The sequence below is a fragment of the Nitrosomonas sp. Is37 genome (assembly GCF_033063275.1).
Classification (GTDB): domain Bacteria; phylum Pseudomonadota; class Gammaproteobacteria; order Burkholderiales; family Nitrosomonadaceae; genus Nitrosomonas.
This window is the reverse complement of sequence record NZ_JAWJYP010000004.1, coordinates 81768-106261: the sequence shown is the minus strand read 5'-3', so window position 1 is coordinate 106261 and position 24494 is coordinate 81768. Positions and strand designations below refer to the sequence as shown.

The window sequence follows — 24494 nt, the reverse complement described above, 5'->3', positions numbered from 1 at the left end:
ATTTACGCAAATTCAATTTGTGTCGTTGGCCTTTGCAGGTGCTGAAGAAGATTTATGCTCTTTCCACTCTCATTTTGTGTCAATAGTCTCAGATACTGGCTTGGTACAGGGTTTGTAAATTTGCTCGCAAATTGCCTCACCATCACCTTGCATCCTAGTCAAATATTCGGTTAATAATGTTGGAATATTAGTATAAATAAAAATATAAATTAGCGCGCCAATCCGCCTTTATGTTAATTAATTACTATTGTCTTATATTTTATATATATTTTTTTTTCATCATTCCATTTTATTTTAAATAAATATATTATTGCGTCGTATTTTTGCGACAAATTAATTTATTGTAAATAATATTAAGTATAAAGTTTCATCAATGCGTGGATAAATCCGACTAAAATTATCGCTTTTATTTTTTGGTTCTTTCAATCCCAAAAATATAACTAGATTGAAGCTTTTTATTAATAATGCTTAGATTTTTTAGTAAATATTAATTATATTGAAAAACAAAGTAAATTCCGAATTAATTCATTGATTTGAATCCGATGTTAACCATTAAAATAAATTTAGTTAATTATTTATCAAATATTTGATTAACTTGTTTGATAAGAATTGTCATGAATGATATTACTGCAGCATTTCATGAATATTTTGAAATTATTATTGCTGATACCCCAGCATTATTAAAAAAAGTATTTGATTTACGATACCAAATGCTATGTATTAATCAATGTATGCCAGGATTTGATGCAAGCAACTATCCTGATAAATTAGAGAAAGATGAATTTGATAAACGATCATTGCATTTGCTTTTAAGGCATAGACCTTCCAATACTTTTGTGGGGACTTTACGTTTGATTTTTTCTAAAGATACTGATCAAAAGCTTCCTCTCGAATTGCATACTCAATTCTACCCCGCATATACTAATATGAATGTGCCACGATGGCAGACGGTTGAGATTTCTAGATTTATTATTCTGAGTAACTTTTTCAGGCGAAAAGATGATTCCTATTTTTTAACCAATAAGATTGCAATGGAAAACTTTGTAAAAGAACGCAGGCGTTTTCCTCATCCTATGCTGGGATTGCTTGTTGGTCTCATTCAGATGTGTGCCAGATACAATATTTACTACTGGTTTTGCGTAATGGATCCCGCCTTAAATAGGCTATTGGGCTTTTATGGCATGCAGCTTGAACCTATCGGTCCATTAGTAAGTTACCATGGCTTGCGCCGTCCATACTATGTTTGTTTGCTTGATGTGCTGGAAAGGATGTACGCAAATCATCGAGATATTTGGGAGTTAGTGACTGATAATGGCAGAATCTGGCCGGTAAATCTAGAACATTTCAAGTCGATATGCGGGCACCAGCAGAGTGTACCAAATCCTGATACAAATATAGAGTCCTGCTAGAACGTTTTCAGCATGGTAGTACGCCTCACTGATTATTTGTGTTATTTGCTTTCGCTACTTTTATTAATCAGTGTGTTAGCCGTTGCAAGTACCTCACAAGCCAGTGATTCTGTTGAAGTAATTGTTCATCCCAGTGTACTCGTACGGAATCTTTCCAGAAACTCGTTACGTGCTATTTTTGGCATGCGCCTTAGAGTGTGGGAGGATGGTTCCCCTATCAGGGTATTCGTGTTGCCCGACGATGCGCCGTTGCATCAACTTTTTGCCAAAGAAAAACTCAATATCTTTCCATACCAATTACGTTCAGCTTGGGATCGTCTTATCTTTTCAGGGACAGGTCAAGCGCCCTTTCTAGTAAATTCTGAAGAAGAAATGCGCGTGCGGATTGCCAATACACCGGGCGCCATCGGTTATTTAAAGAGAGTAGATATAGATGACAGCGTCCAGATTCTTCATGTTGAATAGACCAAGTATTTTGAAAGGTTACTTAATACGAGCAGGGATGTTCTTAATTGTACTGCATTCCTCTTGGATTAATGCGTCAGATAAAAAAAATTTGAATGGCCTTCAGGTTCATGGTTTCCTGAGTCAGGGCTACATTAAGACAACAGACACAAAAAATAATGTGTTTGGCAATAGTAGCAGTGGTACAGGTAGCTTCGATTTTAGAGAGATTGGGGCAAATGCATCGCATCGGCCATTGACCAATCTCCAGTTCTCAATGCAATTGCTATCACGTCAAACAGGCGAAGCAAGTAAGGGTGGAATTCGTATCGATTATGGCTTTGTTGATTATGCTGCGTTCACGTCCGAGTCTAAAGAATTTGGGGTGCGTCTAGGGCGAACCAAGAATCCGTTTGGCTTTTATAATGATACCCGTGATGTCCCTTTTACCCGACCGAGTATTTTGTTGCCACAATCGATCTATTTTGATCGTGCGCGGAATTTAGCATTGGCTTCAGATGGTGTGCAATTCTATGGTGAATCACGTAAAGGTTGGGGAGATATGACTGCTCAATTCGGTGTATTTTTTCCACAAGTCGGTGATAAAAGTACCGAAGCAGCCATCTTGACGAAAAATCAGCCGGGAAAACTCACGCCGAAATTATCATATATAGGACGTTTAATTTATGAGCGAGATGGCGGTCGAATACGTTTAGCGGTAACTGGGGCAGAGGTTAATACCGGGTATGATCCGGGAGTGAAGGATCTATTGAGTGCAGGTTCATTCCAATTCCTTCCATTGATTTTTTCTGCACAATACAATGCTGAGCATTGGAGCTTGACCTCGGAATATGCATTACGGCATATCGAATTGAGAAATTTTCATGCTTTCCCCGATATGAGTTTTACCGGCGAAAGCTATTATTTCCAGGGTATTTATCGGTTTAATTCAGCGTGGGAGGCTGTATTGCGCTATGATGCTTATTATGCGGATAGAAAAGATCGTGATGGTAATGACTTTCATGCTGAAACTGGACGCCCTGCTCATAGCCGGTTTGCCAAGGATTGGACCGTGGGTCTACGCTGGAGTATTACTCCCTCGATTATGTTACGTGCAGAGTATCATCGCGTAAATGGTACAGGTTGGCTTTCTACGCTGGATAATCCAAATCCTGCTTTTACGGACCAACATTGGAATCTTTTTGCAGCTCAAGCTTCTTACCGTTTTTAAGCAGAAATCTGCATGAAACAAAGTATCTTTGGAAAAACGACTCAACTTGCTAGATTCGCTGATCGTGCATCATCCAAATTTGTTAGTTTGAAATGGAAAATTTCGTTATTCAGCAGCGTGATATTGCTGATAGTGGTAACGATATTCAGCATTATGAACTATAAGAGCCTTATCGATAATATTGATCAACAAAGTGATCTACAATATCAGCGTTATGTCCGCGAAGTCGGAAAGCTAATTGAGCAAGTTTCACATAGCTCGCATCAATTGATCGGGATGATTCCTTTTCTGAAAGGTATGGATGTAGCCTTATCTACACAAAATATTCAGCAAATTGTAGATGCATTCGAACATCACTGGCTATTATTACAGCTTCAGAGTGGAATTGAAGCGGTAAGATTTTATGATCAATCTGATCGCCTCTTGGTAGGCTGGGACAGTTTCGAGGAGGATATATATCAAGATACGCTTATTTTGGAGCATGTTCGTAAAGTCAATTTGTATGAACAACCTGCTAATCCATTAATATGCACGGAAACTTGTATTCAGTATACGATCGAGCCACTTCTGGTAGAAGGTGTTCGTGCGGGAACAATCGTTATCGGTGCTTCACTGACTGATGTTTTTTTGGGTTTTAGGCGAACATTTGGGTCTGATATTGGTTTATTTTTGAAAGAAAAAAAATACAAGATCACCCATAATGATATATGGTTTCCTGAGTGGGAGATACACCTTGCAGCATTGACCAATAGAGATAATAATCTTCGCATTCTTTATCAAACGGTAAAAGAGTATCCAGATCTTGTAACCCTCAAGCAAGGAATCCAAATTGAATGGAATAAACGCTATCAGCGCATAAAGCTCCTCCCATTACAAGGGATAGGCGTGATGGATCAGGCACATTTGGTCGTCATTACTGATATCACAGCCACCATTGAAGCAATTCGTGATTCTATTTGGCGTATCGTCATCATTGGTTTAATTGGTTTAATATTTTCAGGAATATTATTATTTGCCATTCTTTCTAAGCCACTTTCACAGCTTAAACATATTGTATTTACCTTGCCGCTTTTAGCAGGGGGAAGCTTTGGAATTTTCCGCGCTACGCTTTCCTCCGTTGGTAGGAAGCAATGGCTAAAGGATGAAATTGATCTTCTTTATGAAGCGACAGTAACACTATCTCATAAGCTTGAGAAGCTGGAGGATAAAGTCGTTTATCGTACCAAGCTACTGGTACAGCAACGGGATGAATTAAGTAAAGAGAAAGATTTTATTGCAAATTTGCTTGATACAGCGCAGGTCATCGTGCTGACCCAGAATGTTAAAGGCAAGATAATGATGTTGAACGCATATGGTGAAATGCTGATGCGTTATACTGAAGAAGAGATTCGAGGTAAAACTTTTCTTGAGTTACTGTTGCCTGACGAGGAGCAATATAATCTTAACGAGTATTTAGAACAGGTATGTCACGGTCAACGTGAACAATTGAGGCATGAGACTATTACTTTATGTAATGATGATTCCAAAAGACATATTGTTTGGTTGCATTCCCGATTGTTGTGGAAATCTGAAGAAGATTCATCAGTACTTTCGGTTGGCCTGGATATTACAGAATACAAGCGTGTTGAGGGTCATTTGGCATGGCTGGCCAATCATGATCCATTGACAAACCTATACAATCGGCGCCGTTTCAGTGAAGAACTCGAGCAGATGATCATTTGGGCGGAGAGATACCAACATTCGGGTGCATTGTTATTTTTTGATCTCGATCGATTTAAGTATATTAACGATACCAGCGGGCATCAAGCAGGTGATTCATTACTCAAGAAAGTTGCCGATATGCTGTCTCATACAATCCGGGCAGCAGATGTTACGGGGCGTTTGGGAGGAGACGAGTTTGCAGTTATCCTGCCAGAAATTACGGCAAGTGGAGCTATTGAGGTCGCAAAGAAAATTCTACTTCACTTAAGTGAAACTCAGTTGACCGTAAATGGTAGAACACACAAAATTGCGGCAAGTATCGGGATAGCCCTTTTCCCAGAGCATGGTAGCACTGTGCACGATTTATTGGCCGCAGCCGATCTTGCTATGTATCAGGCCAAGGAAAAAGGACGGGGAACTTGGTATCTTTTTTCCAATGACGATCAAACAAGGGAACGAATGTACACCCTCGTACATTGGAAAGAAAAAATCGAGTATGCCAATTTATATGATAAGTATTTGCTCTATTTCCAGCCGATAATGTCGCTACGTGATAGAGCAATCACCCATTATGAAGTATTGTTGCGTATGCGTGATAAGGACGGCACAATCCATTCGCCTGCGGCTTTCATTGCTGCTGCGGAACATACCGGTCTAATCCATGAGATTGATCATATGGTATTGCACAAGGCCATTGCACAAGCAGCTAAGATCAATAAATCGGGTAATCGAATTCGCTTGTCAATAAACTTGTCCGCCCATGCTTTCAATGATCCAGAATTACTCCCAGTGATCAGAAAGGAACTCATGTTTCATGGTGTCGACCCCACTCTTTTAATGTTTGAAATAACAGAGACTGCAGCCCTGGATAATTTGCCTGGAACGCGAAATCTACTTCGAGAAATTAAGAAACTTGGCTGCGGTTTTGTACTGGATGATTTTGGTGTTGGTTTTTCATCTTTTTACTATTTGAGAGAGTTGCCTGTAGATGCTGTGAAGATAGATGGTTCATTTGTTCGGAATCTAGCAAATAGCCCTGCTGATCAAATACTGGTTAGAGCCTTATGCAGCGTGGCAAGGGGGTTTGGTAAGAAAATTACTGCTGAATTTGTTGAGAATGAGGAGGTACTTATACTGCTGGAAAAAATGGACGTTGATTTTGTGCAAGGCTATCATATTGGCAAGCCATCTGCAGAGGATGAAATCTTCAATTACTTGAAATTTGATAGTAGCCGTTAATAAATTATTCCATTTCTAAATCAAACCTAACTTTATCGCTTCTCCTTACCGTATTATTTATGCTGTCTGCGACTCGCCTTAGCATCGTGTTTGATTTAGAAATGGAATTAGATATCTCCTTATTCTGACAAAGAAGTAAGTAAATCAGGTTAATTTTTTCGCTCCAGAACTGCAGCAAAGAAGCCATCAGTTTGGTGAAGTGCGGGTGATAGTTGCAAATATTCCCCTGTATCAAGCGGTATTTTTTGTTGGGCCAGTAGATCCGCACAATTTAATCGAGCGAAATGAGGATTGTCAGAAAGAAAGAGTTCTACAATTTCTTGATTCTCTTCGGGCAGAAGGCTGCAGGTAGCGTAAACCAGTCTACCACCTGGTTTAAGTAAATTGGCAGCAGAAGAAAGAATGGCCGCTTGTTTGTGTTTTAATTCTTCGATACTCTGTGGTGTTTGTCGCCATTTCAGATCCGGGTTGCGGCGTAAAGTTCCTAACCCACTGCAGGGTACATCAACGAGTACTCGATCTATTTTTCCATACAGACGTTTTATCCTGACATCATTTTCACTGTTGATACGTTGAGGGTGCAAATTGGACAAACAAGAGCGCTTAAGTCGTGGCTTCAGATTATTGAGCCGCTTCTCAGAGATATCAAAAGCATAAATACGGCCCTGGGAATGCATGAGCGCTCCCAGCATCAGTGCTTTGCCACCAGCACCTGCACAAAAATCAACAACCATTTCACCGCGTCGGGGTGCCAGCAGGTAGCCTAGAATCTGACTGCTTTCATCCTGTACTTCTATTTTGCCAGAAAGAAACAGCGGATCTCGATTAATGGCAGGTTTACCCGTTAGACGAATACCGATAGGTGAGTAGGGTGTAGCGTGTGCCTTAATACCTTCCTGATTTAATATATTAAGTACCTCGTGACGTTTTGCAAGCAGTGTATTAACGCGCAAATCTAAAGGAGCTGGATGCTGAAGTGCCTGACCTAGTCTAAGAATCTCAGTATCAGATAAAAATTTTTGTAACTTTTCCATTAACCATTCAGGAAATTCTGCTTGAATAGCAAGAGGCTGTGAGACTAATTTGACTGCTTTAATGTGCGTGAGCCATTTAGCTTCAGCTTCATTGATGAAGGTGGCTAGTTCGCGCAAATTCATGCCTTCAAATTTGACGAGGTAAGCTAGAAGCAGGGCGCGGGGGGTTGCTTTCTCCGCCAGGTATTCCAGGAAAAATCTATGACGTAAAATACCGTACACAATCTCTGCAACTACAGCTCGATCATTCTGACCTAACATTGGATGATCACGGAAAAACAGGCGCAGCAGGGTATCAGCGGGAGATTCCAGCGGTAATATAGTGCGTATGGCTGCTATCGCCATATCGAGTTGAGCAAGCGTTGGGCGCATGATTAATTATTAAAGAGAAAATGATTCGTCAGCGCTTCTGATTGACCTATGAGAGTATTCGGTTTTTTTACAATTGGTGTAACACACTGATTAAAGATTCACCAAGATTTTATTTCGGAACTATCAATGCGTTTGAAGCAAATTTTCATTGATCTAAATGGGGAGAATATAAAACACGTTGTTTTACAGTCGCTGCCCGAATTTTTACACAATCATTTGTGAGCATAAGTCGATCTTCCAAAAACCAGCGCACAGCTTGCGGATAAATCAGATGCTCCTGTTGGAGAACCCGCGCAGCCAAGGTTTCAGTGGTATCTTCTGCCAGCACAGGTACCGCGGCCTGAATAATAATGGGGCCATGATCGAGTTGAGAAGTAACAAAGTGTACCGTACACCCATGGATTTTTACACCTTCTTTTAGTGCGCGTGCGTGTGTATTCAAACCGGAGAAAGCAGGTAATAAGGAGGGGTGAACATTGATTAATCGATTCTGATAACGACTAACAAAACTGTCGCCAAGAATGCGCATGAAGCCAGCAAGTGCCACTAAATCGGGTTGGCAGGCATCAATTTTTTCTGCGAGTGCAGCATCAAATGTTTCACGATTGGGATAAGCGCGATGATCTACCACATGTGTTTCGATATGGCGCAATCTAGCAATTCCTAATCCTGCTGCAGCCGGATTATTACTGATCACGGTAATGGCTTTAGCCGGGAGTTTTGCATCGAGTAGCACCTGCATGTTGCTACCCCTACCAGAAATAAGAATAACCAGGGATTTCATGAGGTATTACTGATCAAGCAATTACAATAGCTGGTTCATTAGCATAACGTTGCTTGATATGACCGATTTGCCAGACCGTTTCTCCGTGGGTATGTAAAACGGCTATTGCTTCATCAGCAAACTCAGGCGCAACCACCAGAACCATTCCTATGCCGCAATTGAAAACCCGGAACATTTCTTCATCGGCAACGTTGCCTTGCTGTTGTAGCAAATCAAATAAGGAAGGAATCTTCCAAGATTCTTTGTGAACATAGGCCATTGTTTCCCTAGGCAGAATGCGTGGAATATTTTCTAATAACCCCCCGCCGGTAATATGGGCTATACCTTTTACCGGCAATCGCCTGATTAGCTCTAGTACAGGTTTTACATAGATACGGGTTGGTGTCATGATGGCTTCTATCAGAGTGCCATCCCCAAACTTGGTGCTCAAATCAATAGAATGTTTTTCGATAATTTTGCGGATCAATGAAAAGCCATTGGAATGCACACCATTGGAAGTGATTCCGAGAATGACATCGTTTTCCGTAATGGAAGATCCATTAATAATGCTATCTTTCTCTACGACTCCCACAGCAAAACCGGCCAGATCGTATTCGCCTTCTGGGTACATGCCGGGCATTTCAGCTGTCTCACCACCAATTAAAGCACATCCAGCTTGCTCGCAACCTGCTGCAATACTTTGAACAACCCGAGCGGCAGTATCCACGTCTAGTCTGCCACAAGCAAAATAATCCAAAAAGAACAGAGGTTCTGCACCTTGCACGAGAATATCGTTGACGCTCATGGCAACCAAATCAATTCCAATGCCGTCATGCTGGTTAAACTGAAAAGCAAGTTTTAATTTGGTGCCCACACCATCAGTTCCCGATACTAATACAGGATTACGGTATTTCTGGGGGACTTCAAAGAGTGCACCGAAACCTCCGATTCCGGCGAGTATTTCCGGACGCCATGTGCGTTGAGCAAAAGGTTTGATCTTCTCAACCAGAAGATTGCCTGCATCAATATTTACACCGGCGTCGCGATAGGATAGCTGATCTAATTTAGGATCTTGGGAATTAAATGAAGTCAAGTTGAGTTCTCACTTGGTTACAGATAGAGTGACACTTTTAGGAAAATGTAATTTTACCGCAAATGAACACTAAACACTCTGAAGATCAACATTCTCTTTGGTGGATCATTTTGATCGGAGTGCTTGGAGGGCTGATTTATCTCCTAAGCCCAATACTAACACCTTTTATATTGGCTGCAGTGATTGCCTATATCTGTAATCCTCTCGTTTCCTGGTTATTAATCAAAAGAATTTCCCGAACTTTGGGAACGGTACTGGTTATGCTCCTATCACTAGGTGCATTTATTGCCTTGATTTTAGTTATGGTGCCATTGTTTGAGAAGGAGATCATGCGGTTGGTTGAACGTGCTCCAGATTACCTTGAAATCGTTAAGGAGCTATGGATCCCCAGTTTGAAGACAACGTTGGGAATCGATCTGCAGCTAGATGTGGCCATGCTCAGACAAGCCTTGGTAGAGCACTGGAAGAGTGCTGGGGGGGTTGCTGCTAAGATGTTGCCTTCACTAACGAGTGGTGGCATGGCAGTATTGGATTTTTTAATGAATTTACTGCTTACACCAGTTGTGTTGTTTTACCTGCTCCGTGATTGGAATTCCTTAATTTCCCAAGTCAATGAGTGGATCCCGCCAGCCTGGCGAAAGCAGCTGTATCCGCTTGTGTATGAAACTGATCGTGTACTGGCAGAGTTCTTACGTGGTCAGATTGCAGTCATTATCCTGATGAGTGGTTTTTACGTGACGGGTTTATGGATGGTTGGACTAGAATTTGCTGTGCCAATTGGACTCTTGGCGGGAATTTTGGTATTTGTACCTTATCTGGGTGCAATCGTAGGTTTGGCACTTGCGACATTCGCCGCAGTGATGCAATTTCAGGAATGGAGCGGCGTGATCACAGTTTGGCTCGTGTTCGGTATAGGTCAATTACTTGAAAGTTTGTTGATTACTCCTTGGCTAGTGGGTGAGCGCATTGGCCTGCATCCAGTCATGGTGATTTTTGCATTACTTGCCTTTGGTCAGCTATTTGGATTCATCGGTATTTTATTAGCGCTGCCGATCAGTGCTGTATTACTGGTATGGCTCAGGCATTTACATAAGCAATATTTGGATACGATGCAATCTTGATTGGTTTTATTATTTTTATCCCGCAATGACTTAGTTCTAATTGATATTTCATTGATTTTACAGAGATTACCGCTTATGTTGGTGGTTATCTAATTTAGAGAAATTTTCCATGGTTACCGTCCGTTCCCCTGCTGTGGCAGGGCTATTTTATCCAGCCGATTCGCAGAGACTGGCTGAGAATATCGAGCAATTGTTGAGTGCTGTCCAGACGCATAAATCAATAGTCAAAGCATTGATTGTGCCGCATGCAGGCTATATCTATTCGGGTGCGATTGCAGCGTCAGCGTATGGAACACTTTGCTCCTTTGCTGAGTGCATTCGGCGTGTCATCTTGCTAGGTCCCGCGCATCGTGTTGCGGTACGTGGTTTGGCATTGCCTAATGTAGATGCTTTTACCACACCTCTGGGTCGGATGATGATCGATACAGCCGCCATCACTGACATCATACATTTACCCCAGGTAACGGTTAGTCCGCAAGCGCACGCGCTGGAGCATTCATTGGAAGTGCAATTGCCATTTTTGCAAAGTACTTTAACGGATTTTTCGATTTTGCCTTTGGTGGTGGGAATGGCCTCGGCTGAGGAAGTGGCTGAAGTGTTGGATTATTTGTGGGGGAGTGAGGAAACCTTGATTATTGTCAGCTCTGATCTTTCGCACTATCTGCCATATGCTGTCGCACAACGTGAAGATCGCAAGACCGTCTCGTCCATTCTTCAATTATACCAATTCATCGATCATGAACATGCCTGTGGAGCGACACCCATTAATGGTTTGATGCTGGCTGCACGCAAATATCACTTGACTCCGCATTTGCTGGATTTACGCAACTCGGGTGATACCGCTGGTCAACGCGGGCAGGTAGTGGGTTATGGTGCATTCGCTTTTACATTGCCCCATTCAACTTCAGGGAGCATTGAGTATGCTACCTAATCAAGGAAAAGAATTGTTATCGATTGGACGGTCTGCGATTGCGTGCGCTTTGAATATTCCTTATCGGTCTAAGAGCGATGAGCATGCACCTTGGTTGCAAGAGTTGAGCGCGTGTTTTGTTACGTTAATGCAGGATGGGAGGTTGCGTGGTTGTATCGGCTCACTTGAGGCGCAACGATCATTATTAATGGATGTCAAAAGTAATGCGGTGTCTGCTGCTTTACATGATCCGCGTTTTGTACCTTTGCGTGCTGCTGAGTTTGATGATATTCATATCGAAATTTCATTGCTATCACCGAGGCTGGCGATGGCAGTCCAGGACGAAGCGGATGCGCTGGCGCAGCTGCGGCCAGGAATAGATGGCATCGTGTTTGAATATGGTTGCTATCGCAGTACTTTTTTACCCCAAGTATGGGAGGAGCTTTCGCAACCTCTTCAATTTCTGGCTTTGTTGAAGCGGAAAGCAGGGCTACCTGCAGATTTTTGGGCAGAAGGGGTTAAGCTGTCTCGTTACACTGTAACCAAATGGCGTGAAATTGATAATGTAGAGGAATACCCAAATGGATGAACCGATTAGTAGTGCAGAACGATATCCTGCTAAATATTGGCATTGGTTGAGTGATGGACGTATCCAATGTGACTTGTGTCCACGTGATTGTAAATTGCATGAAGGGCAGCGTGGAGCGTGCTTTGTACGTGGCCGGCTAGGCGATGAGATGGTGCTGACGACCTATGGTCGTTCTTCGGGTTTCTGTGTGGATCCCATCGAGAAAAAACCGCTGAATCACTTTTATCCAGGCAGCAGCATATTGTCGTTTGGTACTGCAGGTTGCAATCTTGCCTGTAAATTTTGTCAGAACTGGGATATTTCCAAATCACGTAGTTTCGATAAACTTGCTGATCAGGCAAGCCCAGAGGCCATTGCGCGAACAGCCGAGCATTTGGGCTGTAAAAGTGTCGCGTTTACCTATAACGACCCAGTCATTTTTGCAGAATATGCCATGGATGTGGCCGATGCGTGTCATGAGCGGAATATTAAGACCGTGGCAGTCACTGCTGGTTATATCCATGCTGAACCTCGACGCGATTTCTTCACTAAAATAGATGCCGCCAATGTCGATCTAAAAGCATTTACCGAGGAATTTTATGTCAAGCAAACCGGTTCGCACTTGCAGCCGGTGCTCCAGACCCTGAAATATCTCAAGCACGAAACTCAGGTATGGCTTGAGCTAACAACATTATTAATCCCTGGGCTCAATGATTCTACAGAAGAATTGCAGGCCCTTAGTGAATGGGTGGCTAGAGAACTTGGTGTGGAGGTGCCGATACACTTCACGGCATTTCATCCCGACTACAAAATGATTAACATACCAAGTACTCCAACCAGTACTCTTATTCGGGCGCGTAAAATTGCCCACACGGCAGGACTCAAGTACGTTTATACGGGAAATGTGCATAATGAAGAGGGAGATACCACCTTTTGCCCATCATGTGGTGTAACCTTGATTGAGCGTGACTGGTATGAAATTGCTCACTATCATCTCACTCCCAACGGACATTGTCCTGATTGCAGTGCCGCTATTGCCGGGCGTTTTGGTGAATATGCCGAGACATTCGGCAGGCGGCGTATTCCAGTTGCTATAGGAGGTTAGTATGAGTGCAGTGTTTATTCAGGATGGCGCTGCCCAACTAGGTGGTGAATTGGTGTTACCGCCTTCTGCAGCGGGTGTAGTGTTATTTGCGCATGGCAGTGGCAGTAGTCGCTTTAGTCCACGTAATACCTATGTAGCCAAAGTGCTGCGGGATCATGGTGTGGGCACGCTATTATTTGATCTGCTGACCCAAGAAGAAGATCGGGATTATGCAACACGCTTTGATATCGAATTACTTACACGACGTTTGCTTGCCGCAACATCATGGTTGAAAAGTGAACCGAAGACGCAATCATTGCGAGTAGGATATTTTGGTGCCAGCACAGGCGCTGCCGCTGCACTGCAGGCAGCCGCAAAATTGGGGAATAAAATTACTGCTGTCGTGTCGCGCGGTGGGCGCCCTGATCTCGCTGGTGAGCAAGCCCTAAGAGAAGTTAATGCTCCTACTTTGCTACTTGTTGGTGGAGCAGATTACGGCGTGATTGAATTAAATCAACAAGCCTATTCACTATTGAATTGCGAAAAGCAGTTTACCTTGATTCCAGGAGCAACCCATTTATTTGAGGAACCTGGCACGCTGGAACAGGTTGCGCGCCATGCAGCAGACTGGTTTGTTCGGTATTTTAGTATTCCGAAATAATTACTCGTCGTTTTTTCTCAATAGCGCAATCACTTCCTCATCACTAACTTGGGGAAATGACTGGTAAAATTGCCCTACTGAGTAAAATAGTTCTGGCGCCTGAAGGCAAACCATCTCATCGGCATAAGGTGTAACTTTAGCCAAAGTTTCGGGTGGCGCAACAGGTACAGCACATATCAATTTTTGTGGATGTTTAGCGCGCAAGGCATGCAGGGCAGCAATCATAGTGGATCCGGTTGCTAAACCATCATCTACCACGATGACGATGCGTCCTTTGGGATCAAAAGGTGGGCGAATCGGTGTGTAGCTATTACGCCGTTCACGCATGACTTCGAGTTGGGTGGCTTTCTCTTGTTCAATATAAGTTGAATCGCCTACCACTTGATGGGCATATTCAGCAAGATATGTCCAACCTGTTTCATCTATTGCGCCAATTGCAAATTCTGGGTTGTCAGGGGCGCGTAATTTACGTACAAGCACGATATCCATATCGCCATCTAGCATATCGGCAATAATTTTTGCCATTGGCACTGCACCACGTGGAATCGCAAGCACTAATGGGCGTTGACCATGATACGGATTCAATTTCTTTGCCAATAAGACGGCTGCTTCATTACGATCACGAAACATTTTCCTCTCCTCCTTTTTGGTCTGTTACTCAAATCATACGCTTAAATAAATAGTGGCAGTCAGTTTTATAACAACAATCTGGTTAATCATTTAAAAGAGAGGTAGGATATGAGACTTGAGAATGCAGGATTCGTAGTTTTGATCACTTAATAAGCAATTATGATCTATATTGAACCTTGTGCCTTACCTTGTGCCTTATTAAATCAAGTCATGACACTTATATTTCATATTTATTAAAGGAGGCATGTGCTATGAGTCATTCTAAAGGGTATTCCAAAATTCCTCTGGGCTATCATACAATTACTCGTCACGATGGTATTTTTCAGGAAAAAGTGCACGATGCTTATAAGGCCAGAGGTAAGTTACATGAACCGACCTTGTGCCCGGAATGTAATGCGGTCTTCCATCAGGGGCGCTGGCAGTGGTTGCCCGCACCAGCTAATGCACATCAACAAATTTGCCCAGCTTGTCATCGTATCCATGATCACTATCCTGCGGGTTTTTTGACTCTGGAAGGACCGTTTTTTTTAGCGCGTCGCGATGAAATCATGCATCTAGTGCACAATGAGGAAAAGCACGAGCGCGCAGAACACCCTCTTAAGCGTATCATGGAGATTGAAGAAGAACCTGATTCCACGTTAATTACTACCACAGATATCCATCTTGTTCGTGGGATGGGTGAAGCGATTCATCATTCTTTCCAGGGCGAGCTTGAGTTTCACTATAATCCGGAAGAGAACTTATTGCGAGTGCATTGGTCACGCTGATGGTATCATTGTTTATAACACAATGATTAATGTATTTTTTAATGATGAAATAGGAGAGCAATTATGTTGGAGTCATTAAAAGAGGCAGGGAAAAACATTGGTCGTGAATTGGGTCGCGCATGGGAGAATCTCTCTGAAGGTTGGCGCGAATTGCTTAGCCGGGGTGGAGAAGCGTTAACCCATTTTGGCCGCGGTAAAGATGAGGTGGCCGCAGAAGGTGAAAGTCAACTGCCCGTTCTTCCGCGATGGAGTTTACTAGCAGGAGAGGTAGAGGAAACAGATAAGGAAATCATTGTGCGCATGGAGGCGCCTGGTATTGAGAAAGAAGATTGGCAAATTACCATTGATGGAAATAGACTCTATTTAAGCGGAGAAAAACGCTTCGAAAGGGTTACCCATGATAGTACTTACCATATCATGGAACGTGCTTATGGAGCTTTTCAACGATCGATTCCGTTGCCACGCGATGTGGATATTGACAGAGCAGAGGCTAATTACAAGAATGGTGTATTGACTGTACGTTTACCAAAAGTTGGGAACAGCAAGCCTAGAACGGTTAGTTTGCCCTGAAATAGATATTGATGATTGTGTCGATAAGTAAATGATGCAGGATTGTTCCTGAAATGATTCCGGCGTGCGTCCATGAAGCAGCTATTACTTGATATTTCGTCACCACAGCCTCCCACACTGGAGAACTATATTCCAGGACGTAATCTTGAATTGCTGCAAATACTTAAAAATACTTTAACAAATCAGAATCCAGAGCGCTTTATTTACGTATGGGGTAATTCTGGATGTGGTAAAAGCCATTTGTTGCAGGCGGTGGTTGAGGCGTTTGTTCAACAGCGACTCAAAGCAATTCATGTTTCATGCGAAATTAATAGTGAATTTGCATTTGATGCGGTTTCTATTCGCTGCATGGCGATTGATAATGTAGAGCGATTGGGATCAGCTGCACAAATCAGATTATTTAATTTTTATAACCAAGTACGAGAGGAAGGAGATGCATTGTTTTTGGTAAGTGGTGAAGTATCCCCTGCGCGACTGACTTTACGGCAAGATTTAGTTACGCGTCTTGCCTGGGGATTGGTTTATCAGATACATGAATTAAACGATGAGGAAAAAAGAGAAGCTATGAAAAATCATGCAATCAGCTGCGGATTTGAGCTGCCTCATGAGATTTGCGATTATTTGCTACAGCATGAGCAGCGCAATTTACCTGCTCTGATCAGAGTAATTGATGCATTGGATCGTTATTCTCTTGCCAAGCAACGGCAAATAACACTTCCTTTATTGCGCGAATTATTACAGGTTGCCTCATGAAGTTGGCTTTATTTGATCTAGATAATACTCTTCTTGCTGGGGATAGTGATTTTCAATGGGCACAATTTCTAATTGAACAGAAAGTGCTCGATCGTGAAGTGTATGAAGCGCGCAACATCGAGTTTTATGAGCAATACAAAGCGGGCACACTCGATATTCATGAATTTCTCGATTTTCAGCTAAAGCCATTAGCACGTCACCCACGAGAGCAGCTTGATGCATGGCGCGGTGAATTCATTCAAAAAAGAATCGTACCACTAATTGCGCCTGGTACGCATGATTTGATTGCTAAGCACAAACTTGAACGTAATTTATGCATCATCATCACAGCAACCAACAGTTTTGTAACTGCCCCAATTGCGCGGATATTAGGTATTGATCATCTAATTGCAACCGAGCCGGAACAGAAAGACGGTCAATTCACAGGCCGAGTATCAGGAATACCCAGCTTCAGGGAAGGGAAAATCACACGATTGGAGCAATGGTTGGATAAGCATAATCTCACTTGGCTCTCTTTTCTGGAAAGCTGGTTTTACAGTGATTCACTGAATGATTTGCCGCTTCTGAAGAAAGTGACGCATCCTGTTGCTGTTGATCCTGATGCCACCCTTGAAGGGTATGCACAACGAAATGGATGGCCAATTATTAGCTTGCGATAGTTTTTGTGGTGTAGTAAGTCCATACACTTCCTGATACACGCGTAACAAAGTAGATGGGGTCATGGCGCATGTATTGAGTAACTACTGTCTTTTTCTACCACTACTTCGGAACAAATAAAAGGTTCTGTATGACAAGTCTGTATCGATAAACAATAACTGATCACATTTAGTCACATCCGTTACATGCTCAATCTGAAGCTGCATATCACTTTGGCATTCAGCGTGACTGAGTCTTAATAATGAAACATGATCGATAAGACTGGGACTAAGTGCGCGTTATCGCCACGACCTAGATTACCGTAGCCAAATAGCAGTAGTCTGTACATGAGTGATGTCAAGTATACTGCTTGGAGAAATACCGGAAAAGAAAATTCAGGACTCGCTAGCTTCTTATGGTTATTCGTCGTTAGCTATCTGATATGCTGTATCACAATCCGTAGCAGTGATTTTAACAGCTTGGAGGAATGTGAGAAAATGAATCGTTTCCAGCAAAGGGAAAACGTGGCAGCTCAGGGTAATCGATTTTATTGCAGCTTTCAATAATTTTGCATCCATGATGTTGATTAAAATCACAAGTATCTCAAAATTATTGATAAACGCGATCCAGTTTCACATTACGTCATTCTGAACACCAAACTGATCTCCCTCCAGTTGCCTCTTGTGGCGGTTAAATCAATTCGGTTACTTGCCGGTGAATACTGAATTGATTAATGCTGAGGTTCAGGTTTTACAGATATAAAGAATCAGAGAGCAGTATCGTGTTATACCCAATATTTATCTAATCTATTTTTTCCTCTGAGAGCAATATTCCATTTTTGCATCCACGATATCCAACTCCGACACTCAGAACAATTCCTTTTCGAGTATTTAAGGGATGGATTGTATTCCAATACATTATTGCCTACCTATTTGCTATTCTTTAGTATCGTCTTGCAAGCTAAACAGATTCAGTGTGAATTATTGCAGTGGACACTTTAAAATCCGACACTGCTGATTTGTAAAATTTCCTGTTTATTTGTTTTATCAAACTTTGTTTCTAGATCAAATTAAAGATTCTGCTTATTTTAATTTTCTTAAAGAAAGAATAACTTTTAATGTGGCAAAGTGAAGTCTAGTATAACTAACCATTGTAGCATTACTAATACATCAAATTTATGATTATAAAATTTAGATTAAAAGTTAAAATTTTATTGGAATGGAATCAATAATATGACTGTTGTTATAAAACAACACGTAATTAATATAATCTTGACAGGAAAATCACCCTTACTATAAGCTCCTTCGTCAACGGATATGAGACAGTTGTATTTTATAAGCAACGAAAAATAGAAGCGTATGGATGATTATCTAACGCATTGATAAAGAATGTCTTTGGGGATTATTGCGTTAAAATGGTTTTAGAATAAGATGACCAGCACCATTACTTCGAGGGGAAGATCTTGAGTTCGACAATAATTACGCTGGGGGATCCGCTAATGCAAGAATCTGATACTCAGCCTTCAAACAAATTGTCAATGGCAGCGACGCCTACAGCTAATACGCTGCCTCAGCGATTAGCAGATTTTGATACGCTGACTGACGCGTTGGAGTATGCAGCAAACGGAGCGACAGGATATAATTTTTATGATGCAAAAGGGGGGCTACGATCAGTACTTTCCTATAGTGCACTTAAACAACGCGCGCGTACGGCTGCTCGTCGCTTATCTAGTTTGGGGTTGGTGCGCGGAGATCGTGTAGCACTAATTGCTGATACAACACCTGAGTTTATTGAGTTGTTTTTTGCATGTCGTTATGCAGGACTCGTTCCTTTTGCAATGCCAATACCAGTTAACCTTGGTAGTCATGCAATATATGTTCGACAATTGCGTAGTATGCTTGAAAGTAGTCAAGCAAGTATTGCAATAGCTAATCTTGATTTTGTTGGTTTTCTTGAAGAAGCTGCTGAAGGTTTAAGCACTGATCATTTGCAATGGGTCGGAACACCAAGTCAACTTGATTTGCTCCCAGAGATAGAAGTGACTTTTCAACCCAACTATCCGGAAGAAACTGCTTATTTACAATTTACTTCAGGTAGTACACGAATGCCCCGCGGAGTCGTTATAACAGAACGGGCTTTGATGTGTAATCTTCGTGGGATAGTACGCAACGGATTAGAAGTGGGCGCAAGTGATCGTTGTGCTTCTTGGCTTCCGTTTTATCATGATATGGGTTTGGTAGGTCTCGTATTGTCACCAATGGCTGCACAGTTATCAGTGGATTATCTGGCAACACGAGATTTTGCAATTAGACCACTGCAATGGTTGAAATTGATTAGCCGTAATCGATGTACTATTGCTTTTAGCCAGCCGTTTGGCCTTAAACTTTGTGCATTAAGAGTTCGTGAGTCAGATTTGAAGGAGCTTGATCTAAGCTGTTGGCGTGCAGCGGGTATCGGGGCTGAAATGATTCGGCCAGATATTTTAAGAAACTTTGCAGATAAATTTTCTGCAGCAGGTTTTGATGAGCGTGCCTTTTTACCTTGTTATGGTTTGGCGGAATCCACTCTTGCTGTATCTTTTTCGAAGATTAACCAGGGTGTGATAAGCATACAAGTCGATACCAAAACATTGGTAGAAAAGAAAATGGCAGTTCGGGTACAAGCAAAAGGTAGAAAATTTAATGAGTTTGTCAATTGTGGCCAACCACTTCCTGAGCATACAGTTAAAATTGTTGATGATAATGGGGAAGAGTTACCTCAGATGATGGTTGGAAGTGTTTTAGTCCGGGGGGATAGCATTATGACCGGGTACTTTAATAACCATGAAGAAACCAATAAAGCACTAAAGCCAGGAGGCTGGCTTGATACAGGTGATATTGGATTTATTCTGGAAGGCGATTTGTATATTACGGGACGTCGCACTGATGTCATTATTGTTAACGGCCGAAATATTCGCGCTCAAGATATAGAAGAACTTGCTGAACAACAACCTGAAGTAAGATCACGCGAAGCATCAGCTTTTGGAATTAGTGGATCTGATGATACAACAATCGTCGTATTAGTTGTTGAGTGCCGTTTAACCTCAGTGGAGGAAAGGCAATCACTCATGAGTCGACTACAACAAATGGTTTATATGGCTTTTGGTGTTAACTGCCTGGTTGAGTTAGTGCCGCCTCACACGCTGCCAAGAACATCATCTGGTAAACTGTCACGTTTTGCAGCACGTCAAGGGTTTCTTCAACGTGCAAATATAACTGATCAGATATCCGTAGTTCAGTCTGGAGACAGATAATCTTAGATGTCACAAGTAGTGGCAGTAACGGGCGCTACTGGGTTTATTGGTCGAGCATTGCTTGATGCTCTACTAGAAAATAAGTGGAAAATTCGCGCATTAACTCGGAAGTTCTCATCTGTAGAACGAGAAAATCTAGAGTGGGTACATGGAGACCTGGATAACTATAAGTCGTTACAACGACTTGTTACAGGGGCATATGCAGTTATACATTGTGCTGGTGCGGTAAGAGGTAGCTCTTTAGAAAGTTTTTTACATAATAACGTAGTGGGTACAGATAATCTACTGCGTGCAGTCATTGAGCAAAACTCAACTCCTCGTTTCCTTTTTATATCATCTCTGGCGGCAAGAGAATCAAAACTCTCATGGTATGCAGCTAGTAAATTTAAAGCTGAGCAACTAGTTAATAATTATTTAGACAATATACCTTGTACGATCTTCCGTCCTGCAGCTGTATATGGTCCCGGTGATAAAGAGCTTCGACCACTCTTTAAGGCAACTTACTATGGAGTACTACCATCAATCGGTGATTTGACTAATCGTTTCGGAATGTTGCATGTTAATGATTTAGTAGCAGCAATCCATTACTGGTTGAGCATTGATAAACCTATTAGAGGAACCTTTGAGATTGATGATGGTACACCGGGTGGTTATAGCTATCGATTAGTGGCGGCTATTGCACAAGATATTTTAGGGAGACCTGTTAGATGTATTAGGTTGCCTGAATCAATGCTCCAATTAATTGCTAATGCTAATTTGTGGATATCCCGATTATTAGGCTATTCACCGATGTTGACTCCTGGAAAAATATGCGAATTACAGCATCCCGACTGGGTTTGCGATATAGCACCTCTGAAGCGAGCCCTAGTGGGCTGGTATCCTAATTATCGTCTCTGTGATACATTGCCACAATTGATTAAACTCTGAGTTTTTTAATTAACCAATGGTAGAAATGAGCCAAGAAGAGATTCTGCATTTATTATGTCAACGCTTAGCAAGCTTTACAAATACGAAAGTGGAAATTACGCCAGAGACAAATCTTATTACGCAATTGGCAATCGATTCCATAAAATTATTGAATCTTATTATGGAATTAGAAGATAATTTTGATATTTCTATACCGCTAAATGCACTCACAGATGTGCTCACTGTGCGTGATCTTGCTAATTTGATTTACAAAATCAAGTCTGATTCAAAATGAATTTATTAGAAAAACTTGATACAGCTGCCGCAGCGAGAAAAGCACAATTACCAACTGGATTAAGTGCTTTTGGAATACCTATAGAAGAAATCTATTCTCCAACAGAAGCAAGAATAGGTGAGCGTCGGATTCTGCTTCTTGGCACCAATAATTATCTGGGGCTTAGCTTTGCCCCGGAATGTCGAGAAGCAGCGCATGAAGCCATAGATACTGAAGGGACAGGGACCACCGGTTCTCGAATGGCAAATGGAAATTATTCGGGACATCGTGCACTTGAAATGGAGTTTGCAGAATTTTACCAATGTCGATCATGTATCGTTTTTACAACAGGGTATCAAGCTAATCTTGGAACGATTTCAGGATTAATAGGTGCAGGTGATGTAGCACTTATTGACGGTGATTCTCATGCAAGTATTTATGATGGATGTATTCTAAGTGGAGCCGACATCATTCGCTTCCGGCACAATGATATGGTAGATTTAGAAAAACGTCTTCGACGATTGGGCGATCGTAGCAAAAATACACTCATTATTGCTGAAGGTATCTACAGTATGCTCGGTGACCAAGCACCTTTAGCTGAAATTATAAACTTAAAAAAAACTTATAATAGTACTTTGCTCCTTGATGAAGCGCATTCACTTGGCGTTTTAGGTGAAACTGGGCAAGGTTTGGCTGAAAAGACCAAACTTAGCAGTGAAGTTGATTTTATTACAGGTACATTTAGTAAAAGTTTATGTGGCATAGGTGGTTATTGTGTCAGTAATCATCCACAACTTGATCAGTTGCGTTATGTGAGTCATCCTTATATTTTTACAGCTTCACCTTCGCCAGCTACCATCGCAGCAACACGTGCGGCTTTAAGATTGGTCCGTAATGGCAGTAAATTACGTGAACAGCTTTGGAAAAACGCACAGCAACTCTATTCCCATCTAAAAATGGTCGGTTATCAAGTTGGTCCAGAACCTGGGCCTGTAGTAGCAACTATATTAGATAATCCACAGCAGGCATTAGCTTTGTGGAACGGCTTGTTGGAGAATAATATTTACGTCAACCTGATTCTTCCTCCAGCTGCACCTGAAGGTAAATCATTAGTTCGGTGCAGTGTAAATGCAGCGCATACTACCGAGCAAATTGAGCATGTTTGTCAAACTTTTTCTATGTTGCATGCATCAATTATTCAGTGAAGAATTTCTTAGAACTATTTAGCATGCTGCAGAACAATATGCTATCTTCCGATTGGCTATAAATTAGTCCTTCTCACTTTATGCATGACTGGATTACTCCAAATTGGCCATCGCCCTCAAATGTTAAAGCAATTTTTACTACCCGAAAGGGCGGCGTAAGTAGAAACAGAAATGGTACTTACGCAGAATTAAATTTAGGTGATCATGTACATGATGATTTTTTATCAGTACAACAGAATCGCGCATTGCTACGTCAATATTTGCCGAATAATCCATGCTGGTTGAAACAAGTTCATGGAGCAAGGCCAGTATGGGTGGACAAGAATGTAGTAGAACCTGAAGGTGACGCGGCATTGAGTCGTTGTAGCGGGAAGGTGTGTGCAATATTGGTGGCAGACTGTTTACCAATATTTCTATGTGATACAGCAGGCACTGTTGTAGGTGTTGCCCATGCCGGCTGGCGAGGGTTAGCTAGCGGAATAATCGAAAACTCTATTTCGGAAATGGCTTGTAAGAGCTCTGAAATTATTGCGTGGCTGGGTCCCGCAATTGGTCCTAAGCATTTTGAAATCGGAGAAGAAGTACGGGAAATATTTTTGAAGCAAGATAGCAAATCTAGTTTCGCTTTTACTCCTGGTCAAAGTGGTAAGAAATGGTTTGCTGATTTATTTATATTAGCGCGGCAACGATTAACAGATGTTGGTGTTACTAAAATTTATGGCGGTTATGAATGTACTTTTAGTAATCCATCAAGGTTTTATTCTTATCGCCGGGATGGCCAGACAGGTAGAATGGCAGCACTGATTTGGCTAACCAATATAGCTTGAATCAGAAGAAGCCACTTGGGGTGTAGGTGTGGAAAAAGTGACTCAAACACTGAGTAACTTATAAATAAATCCATAAATCAATATTCTTTAAGAAAAACTGTCTTATTCCTTGGATTGGAAAGCACTATAACACGAAGTGCCTCGCATTCATCTTCCATAATTTTCTGCAAAATAATTTATATGTCGACTCTCGCTTGGATCATTTTGGCCAGCCTACTTGGTGGTTTAATAAGTATACTTTTAGCGGCTATATTGACCTTGAATACCCGTAACTCTTGGGTATCTATGCTAGTTTCATACGCTATCGGGGCATTGCTAGGGGCAGCGTTTTTAAACACTCTCCCCGAGGCTCTCGAGCTTTCTGAAGATCCAAAACAAATAACGATTATCGTTCTGCTAGGCATACTGCTTTTTTTTATCCTGGAGAAACTCGTATTGTGGCGGCACTGTCATATGGATGAATGTGAAGTGCATGATCCAGAACATGGTCGTTCGATTTATGAGATCCAAGGTGATCATGGTCGTAGTGGCATGATGATTACTTTAGGAGACACATTTCATAATTTTGTGGATGGCATACTAATTGCTGCAGCCTTTATGGTTGATATCCAGCTTGGCATTGTTACTGCTATTGCAATTCTTGCCCATGAAATTCCACAAGAGGCCGGTGATTTTATTATTTTGCTCAATTCTGGTTACAGTCGCACTCAAGCACTTTTACTTAATTTACTATCAAGTACTGCGACCTTAGTGGGGGGAGTATTAGCCTATTTTATGCTGCATCAACTCAATCATCTCGTCTTGCCAATGCTCGCAATTGCAACAGCGTGTATGATTTATGTAGCAATGGCAGATCTGATTCCGGGTTTGCATAAACGGCCTGAAATAGGTGCCACGGTTCAACAAGTAGTACTCATTAGCTTAGGAATTGGCTCTATTTGGCTAATTGAGAGTATGCTCAAGCACAGTCATTAAAAGTGGTAAAGTGTAGTTTAGGATGGCTT

General features: G+C 41.8%; 23 protein-coding genes. 19 read left to right on the top strand and 4 right to left on the bottom strand.

Annotation, left to right across the window (positions count from 1 at the left end):
• Positions 1-614: 614 nt before the first annotated feature.
• The 4 genes from R2Q26_RS03230 to R2Q26_RS03215 are packed head-to-tail and all read left to right on the top strand — an operon-like array spanning position 615 to position 6024.
• Entirely contained in the window at positions 615-1409 is a 795-nt protein-coding gene (locus R2Q26_RS03230) for a PEP-CTERM/exosortase system-associated acyltransferase (protein ID WP_317534950.1), read from the top strand.
• A 12-nt stretch (positions 1410-1421) separates the two neighbouring features.
• Positions 1422-1874, top strand: coding sequence for a hypothetical protein (locus R2Q26_RS03225; protein ID WP_317534949.1), 453 nt, complete (start codon positions 1422-1424; stop codon positions 1872-1874).
• Positions 1864-3084: a hypothetical protein gene (locus R2Q26_RS03220; protein ID WP_317534948.1), complete on the top strand. Its 1221-nt coding sequence runs from the start codon at positions 1864-1866 to the stop codon at positions 3082-3084. Before R2Q26_RS03225 ends, R2Q26_RS03220 begins: the two co-directional genes overlap by 11 nt.
• 12 nt (positions 3085-3096) lie before the next feature.
• Positions 3097-6024 carry an EAL domain-containing protein gene (locus tag R2Q26_RS03215; protein WP_317534947.1) on the top strand — a complete coding sequence of 976 codons (2928 nt, stop codon included), beginning with the start codon at positions 3097-3099 and terminating at the stop codon, positions 6022-6024.
• Between the two features lie 149 nt (positions 6025-6173).
• Here the strand turns inward: R2Q26_RS03215 and R2Q26_RS03210 are convergent, their stop codons facing one another.
• The 3 genes from R2Q26_RS03210 to purM all read right to left on the bottom strand — a co-directional run bounded on the left by R2Q26_RS03210 (position 6174) and on the right by purM (position 9286).
• Positions 6174-7430 carry an RsmB/NOP family class I SAM-dependent RNA methyltransferase gene (locus R2Q26_RS03210; protein ID WP_317534946.1) on the bottom strand — a complete coding sequence of 419 codons (1257 nt, stop codon included), beginning with the start codon at positions 7428-7430 and terminating at the stop codon, positions 6174-6176.
• 145 nt (positions 7431-7575) lie between these two features.
• Entirely contained in the window at positions 7576-8214 is a 639-nt protein-coding gene (gene purN, locus R2Q26_RS03205) for a phosphoribosylglycinamide formyltransferase (protein WP_317534945.1), read from the bottom strand.
• A gap of 13 nt (positions 8215-8227) precedes the next feature.
• A complete protein-coding gene (gene purM / locus R2Q26_RS03200) occupies positions 8228-9286 on the bottom strand; it encodes a phosphoribosylformylglycinamidine cyclo-ligase (RefSeq protein ID WP_317534944.1) in 1059 nt (352 codons plus the stop codon).
• Between the two features lie 62 nt (positions 9287-9348).
• Here purM and R2Q26_RS03195 point away from each other — a divergent pair, with 62 nt between their 5' ends.
• The 5 genes from R2Q26_RS03195 (at position 9349) to R2Q26_RS03175 (ending at position 13630) form a co-directional block, all read left to right on the top strand.
• A complete protein-coding gene (locus R2Q26_RS03195; RefSeq protein WP_317534943.1) occupies positions 9349-10407 on the top strand; it encodes an AI-2E family transporter in 1059 nt (352 codons plus the stop codon).
• Positions 10408-10516: 109 nt separating this feature from the next.
• Positions 10517-11338: an AmmeMemoRadiSam system protein B gene (gene amrB / locus R2Q26_RS03190; RefSeq protein WP_317534942.1), complete on the top strand. Its 822-nt coding sequence runs from the start codon at positions 10517-10519 to the stop codon at positions 11336-11338.
• A complete protein-coding gene (amrA, locus tag R2Q26_RS03185) occupies positions 11328-11906 on the top strand; it encodes an AmmeMemoRadiSam system protein A (RefSeq protein WP_317534941.1) in 579 nt (192 codons plus the stop codon). The genes amrB and amrA overlap by 11 nt, the downstream gene beginning before the upstream one ends.
• Entirely contained in the window at positions 11899-12990 is a 1092-nt protein-coding gene (gene amrS, locus R2Q26_RS03180; RefSeq protein WP_317534940.1) for an AmmeMemoRadiSam system radical SAM enzyme, read from the top strand. The genes amrA and amrS overlap by 8 nt, the downstream gene beginning before the upstream one ends.
• A gap of 1 nt (position 12991) precedes the next feature.
• Complete coding sequence (locus R2Q26_RS03175) at positions 12992-13630, top strand: dienelactone hydrolase family protein (protein WP_317534939.1); 639 nt, start codon at positions 12992-12994, stop codon at positions 13628-13630.
• Here the strand turns inward: R2Q26_RS03175 and R2Q26_RS03170 are convergent, their stop codons facing one another.
• Positions 13631-14260 (bottom strand): phosphoribosyltransferase, encoded by a 630-nt coding sequence (locus R2Q26_RS03170; RefSeq protein WP_317534938.1) that lies wholly within the window; start codon positions 14258-14260, stop codon positions 13631-13633.
• Positions 14261-14511: 251 nt separating this feature from the next.
• Here R2Q26_RS03170 and R2Q26_RS03165 point away from each other — a divergent pair, with 251 nt between their 5' ends.
• The 10 genes from R2Q26_RS03165 (at position 14512) to R2Q26_RS03120 (ending at position 24465) form a co-directional block, all read left to right on the top strand.
• The gene (locus R2Q26_RS03165) at positions 14512-15027 is read left to right on the top strand and encodes a BCAM0308 family protein (RefSeq protein WP_317534937.1); all 516 of its coding nucleotides are present in this window, start codon (positions 14512-14514) and stop codon (positions 15025-15027) included.
• Positions 15028-15090: 63 nt separating this feature from the next.
• On the top strand, positions 15091-15597 hold the full coding sequence (locus R2Q26_RS03160) for an Hsp20/alpha crystallin family protein (protein WP_090567769.1): 507 nt from the start codon (positions 15091-15093) through the stop codon (positions 15595-15597).
• Between the two features lie 72 nt (positions 15598-15669).
• On the top strand, positions 15670-16350 hold the full coding sequence (gene hda / locus R2Q26_RS03155) for a DnaA regulatory inactivator Hda (protein WP_317534936.1): 681 nt from the start codon (positions 15670-15672) through the stop codon (positions 16348-16350).
• The gene (locus R2Q26_RS03150; protein WP_317534935.1) at positions 16347-17009 is read left to right on the top strand and encodes an HAD family hydrolase; all 663 of its coding nucleotides are present in this window, start codon (positions 16347-16349) and stop codon (positions 17007-17009) included. The genes hda and R2Q26_RS03150 overlap by 4 nt, the downstream gene beginning before the upstream one ends.
• A 1439-nt stretch (positions 17010-18448) precedes the next feature.
• Positions 18449-20278 (top strand): fatty acyl-AMP ligase, encoded by a 1830-nt coding sequence (locus tag R2Q26_RS03145; RefSeq protein WP_317534934.1) that lies wholly within the window; start codon positions 18449-18451, stop codon positions 20276-20278.
• A gap of 6 nt (positions 20279-20284) precedes the next feature.
• Positions 20285-21205 carry an NAD(P)-dependent oxidoreductase gene (locus R2Q26_RS03140; RefSeq protein ID WP_317534933.1) on the top strand — a complete coding sequence of 307 codons (921 nt, stop codon included), beginning with the start codon at positions 20285-20287 and terminating at the stop codon, positions 21203-21205.
• A gap of 25 nt (positions 21206-21230) precedes the next feature.
• Positions 21231-21479, top strand: a complete 249-nt coding sequence (locus R2Q26_RS03135) for an acyl carrier protein (protein WP_317534932.1) — start codon at positions 21231-21233, stop codon at positions 21477-21479.
• Positions 21476-22663 carry a serine palmitoyltransferase gene (spt, locus tag R2Q26_RS03130; protein ID WP_317534931.1) on the top strand — a complete coding sequence of 396 codons (1188 nt, stop codon included), beginning with the start codon at positions 21476-21478 and terminating at the stop codon, positions 22661-22663. The genes R2Q26_RS03135 and spt overlap by 4 nt, the downstream gene beginning before the upstream one ends.
• Before the next feature lie 80 nt (positions 22664-22743).
• Positions 22744-23490 (top strand): peptidoglycan editing factor PgeF, encoded by a 747-nt coding sequence (pgeF, locus tag R2Q26_RS03125; protein WP_317534930.1) that lies wholly within the window; start codon positions 22744-22746, stop codon positions 23488-23490.
• Between the two features lie 180 nt (positions 23491-23670).
• On the top strand, positions 23671-24465 hold the full coding sequence (locus R2Q26_RS03120; RefSeq protein ID WP_317534929.1) for a ZIP family metal transporter: 795 nt from the start codon (positions 23671-23673) through the stop codon (positions 24463-24465).
• The last annotated feature ends 29 nt before the right edge of the window (positions 24466-24494 follow it).

Bases quoted from the DNA above. Each gene is read 5' to 3' on its own strand.
- spt (WP_317534931.1), top strand. From the start codon at position 21,476: ATGAATTTATTAGAAAAACTTGATACAGCTGCCGCAGCGAGAAAAGCA.
- R2Q26_RS03150 (WP_317534935.1), top strand. From the start codon at position 16,347: ATGAAGTTGGCTTTATTTGATCTAGATAATACTCTTCTTGCTGGGGAT.
- R2Q26_RS03140 (WP_317534933.1), top strand. From the start codon at position 20,285: ATGTCACAAGTAGTGGCAGTAACGGGCGCTACTGGGTTTATTGGTCGA.
- R2Q26_RS03220 (WP_317534948.1), top strand. From the start codon at position 1,864: ATGTTGAATAGACCAAGTATTTTGAAAGGTTACTTAATACGAGCAGGG.
- amrB (WP_317534942.1), top strand. From the start codon at position 10,517: ATGGTTACCGTCCGTTCCCCTGCTGTGGCAGGGCTATTTTATCCAGCC.
- R2Q26_RS03230 (WP_317534950.1), top strand. From the start codon at position 615: ATGAATGATATTACTGCAGCATTTCATGAATATTTTGAAATTATTATT.
- purN (WP_317534945.1), bottom strand. From the start codon at position 8,214: ATGAAATCCCTGGTTATTCTTATTTCTGGTAGGGGTAGCAACATGCAG.
- R2Q26_RS03120 (WP_317534929.1), top strand. From the start codon at position 23,671: ATGTCGACTCTCGCTTGGATCATTTTGGCCAGCCTACTTGGTGGTTTA.
- amrS (WP_317534940.1), top strand. From the start codon at position 11,899: ATGGATGAACCGATTAGTAGTGCAGAACGATATCCTGCTAAATATTGG.
- R2Q26_RS03175 (WP_317534939.1), top strand. From the start codon at position 12,992: ATGAGTGCAGTGTTTATTCAGGATGGCGCTGCCCAACTAGGTGGTGAA.
- R2Q26_RS03210 (WP_317534946.1), bottom strand. From the start codon at position 7,430: ATGCGCCCAACGCTTGCTCAACTCGATATGGCGATAGCAGCCATACGC.
- hda (WP_317534936.1), top strand. From the start codon at position 15,670: ATGAAGCAGCTATTACTTGATATTTCGTCACCACAGCCTCCCACACTG.
- R2Q26_RS03170 (WP_317534938.1), bottom strand. From the start codon at position 14,260: ATGTTTCGTGATCGTAATGAAGCAGCCGTCTTATTGGCAAAGAAATTG.
- R2Q26_RS03165 (WP_317534937.1), top strand. From the start codon at position 14,512: ATGAGTCATTCTAAAGGGTATTCCAAAATTCCTCTGGGCTATCATACA.
- pgeF (WP_317534930.1), top strand. From the start codon at position 22,744: ATGCATGACTGGATTACTCCAAATTGGCCATCGCCCTCAAATGTTAAA.
- R2Q26_RS03225 (WP_317534949.1), top strand. From the start codon at position 1,422: ATGGTAGTACGCCTCACTGATTATTTGTGTTATTTGCTTTCGCTACTT.
- R2Q26_RS03215 (WP_317534947.1), top strand. From the start codon at position 3,097: ATGAAACAAAGTATCTTTGGAAAAACGACTCAACTTGCTAGATTCGCT.
- R2Q26_RS03135 (WP_317534932.1), top strand. From the start codon at position 21,231: ATGAGCCAAGAAGAGATTCTGCATTTATTATGTCAACGCTTAGCAAGC.
- amrA (WP_317534941.1), top strand. From the start codon at position 11,328: ATGCTACCTAATCAAGGAAAAGAATTGTTATCGATTGGACGGTCTGCG.
- R2Q26_RS03160 (WP_090567769.1), top strand. From the start codon at position 15,091: ATGTTGGAGTCATTAAAAGAGGCAGGGAAAAACATTGGTCGTGAATTG.
- R2Q26_RS03195 (WP_317534943.1), top strand. From the start codon at position 9,349: ATGAACACTAAACACTCTGAAGATCAACATTCTCTTTGGTGGATCATT.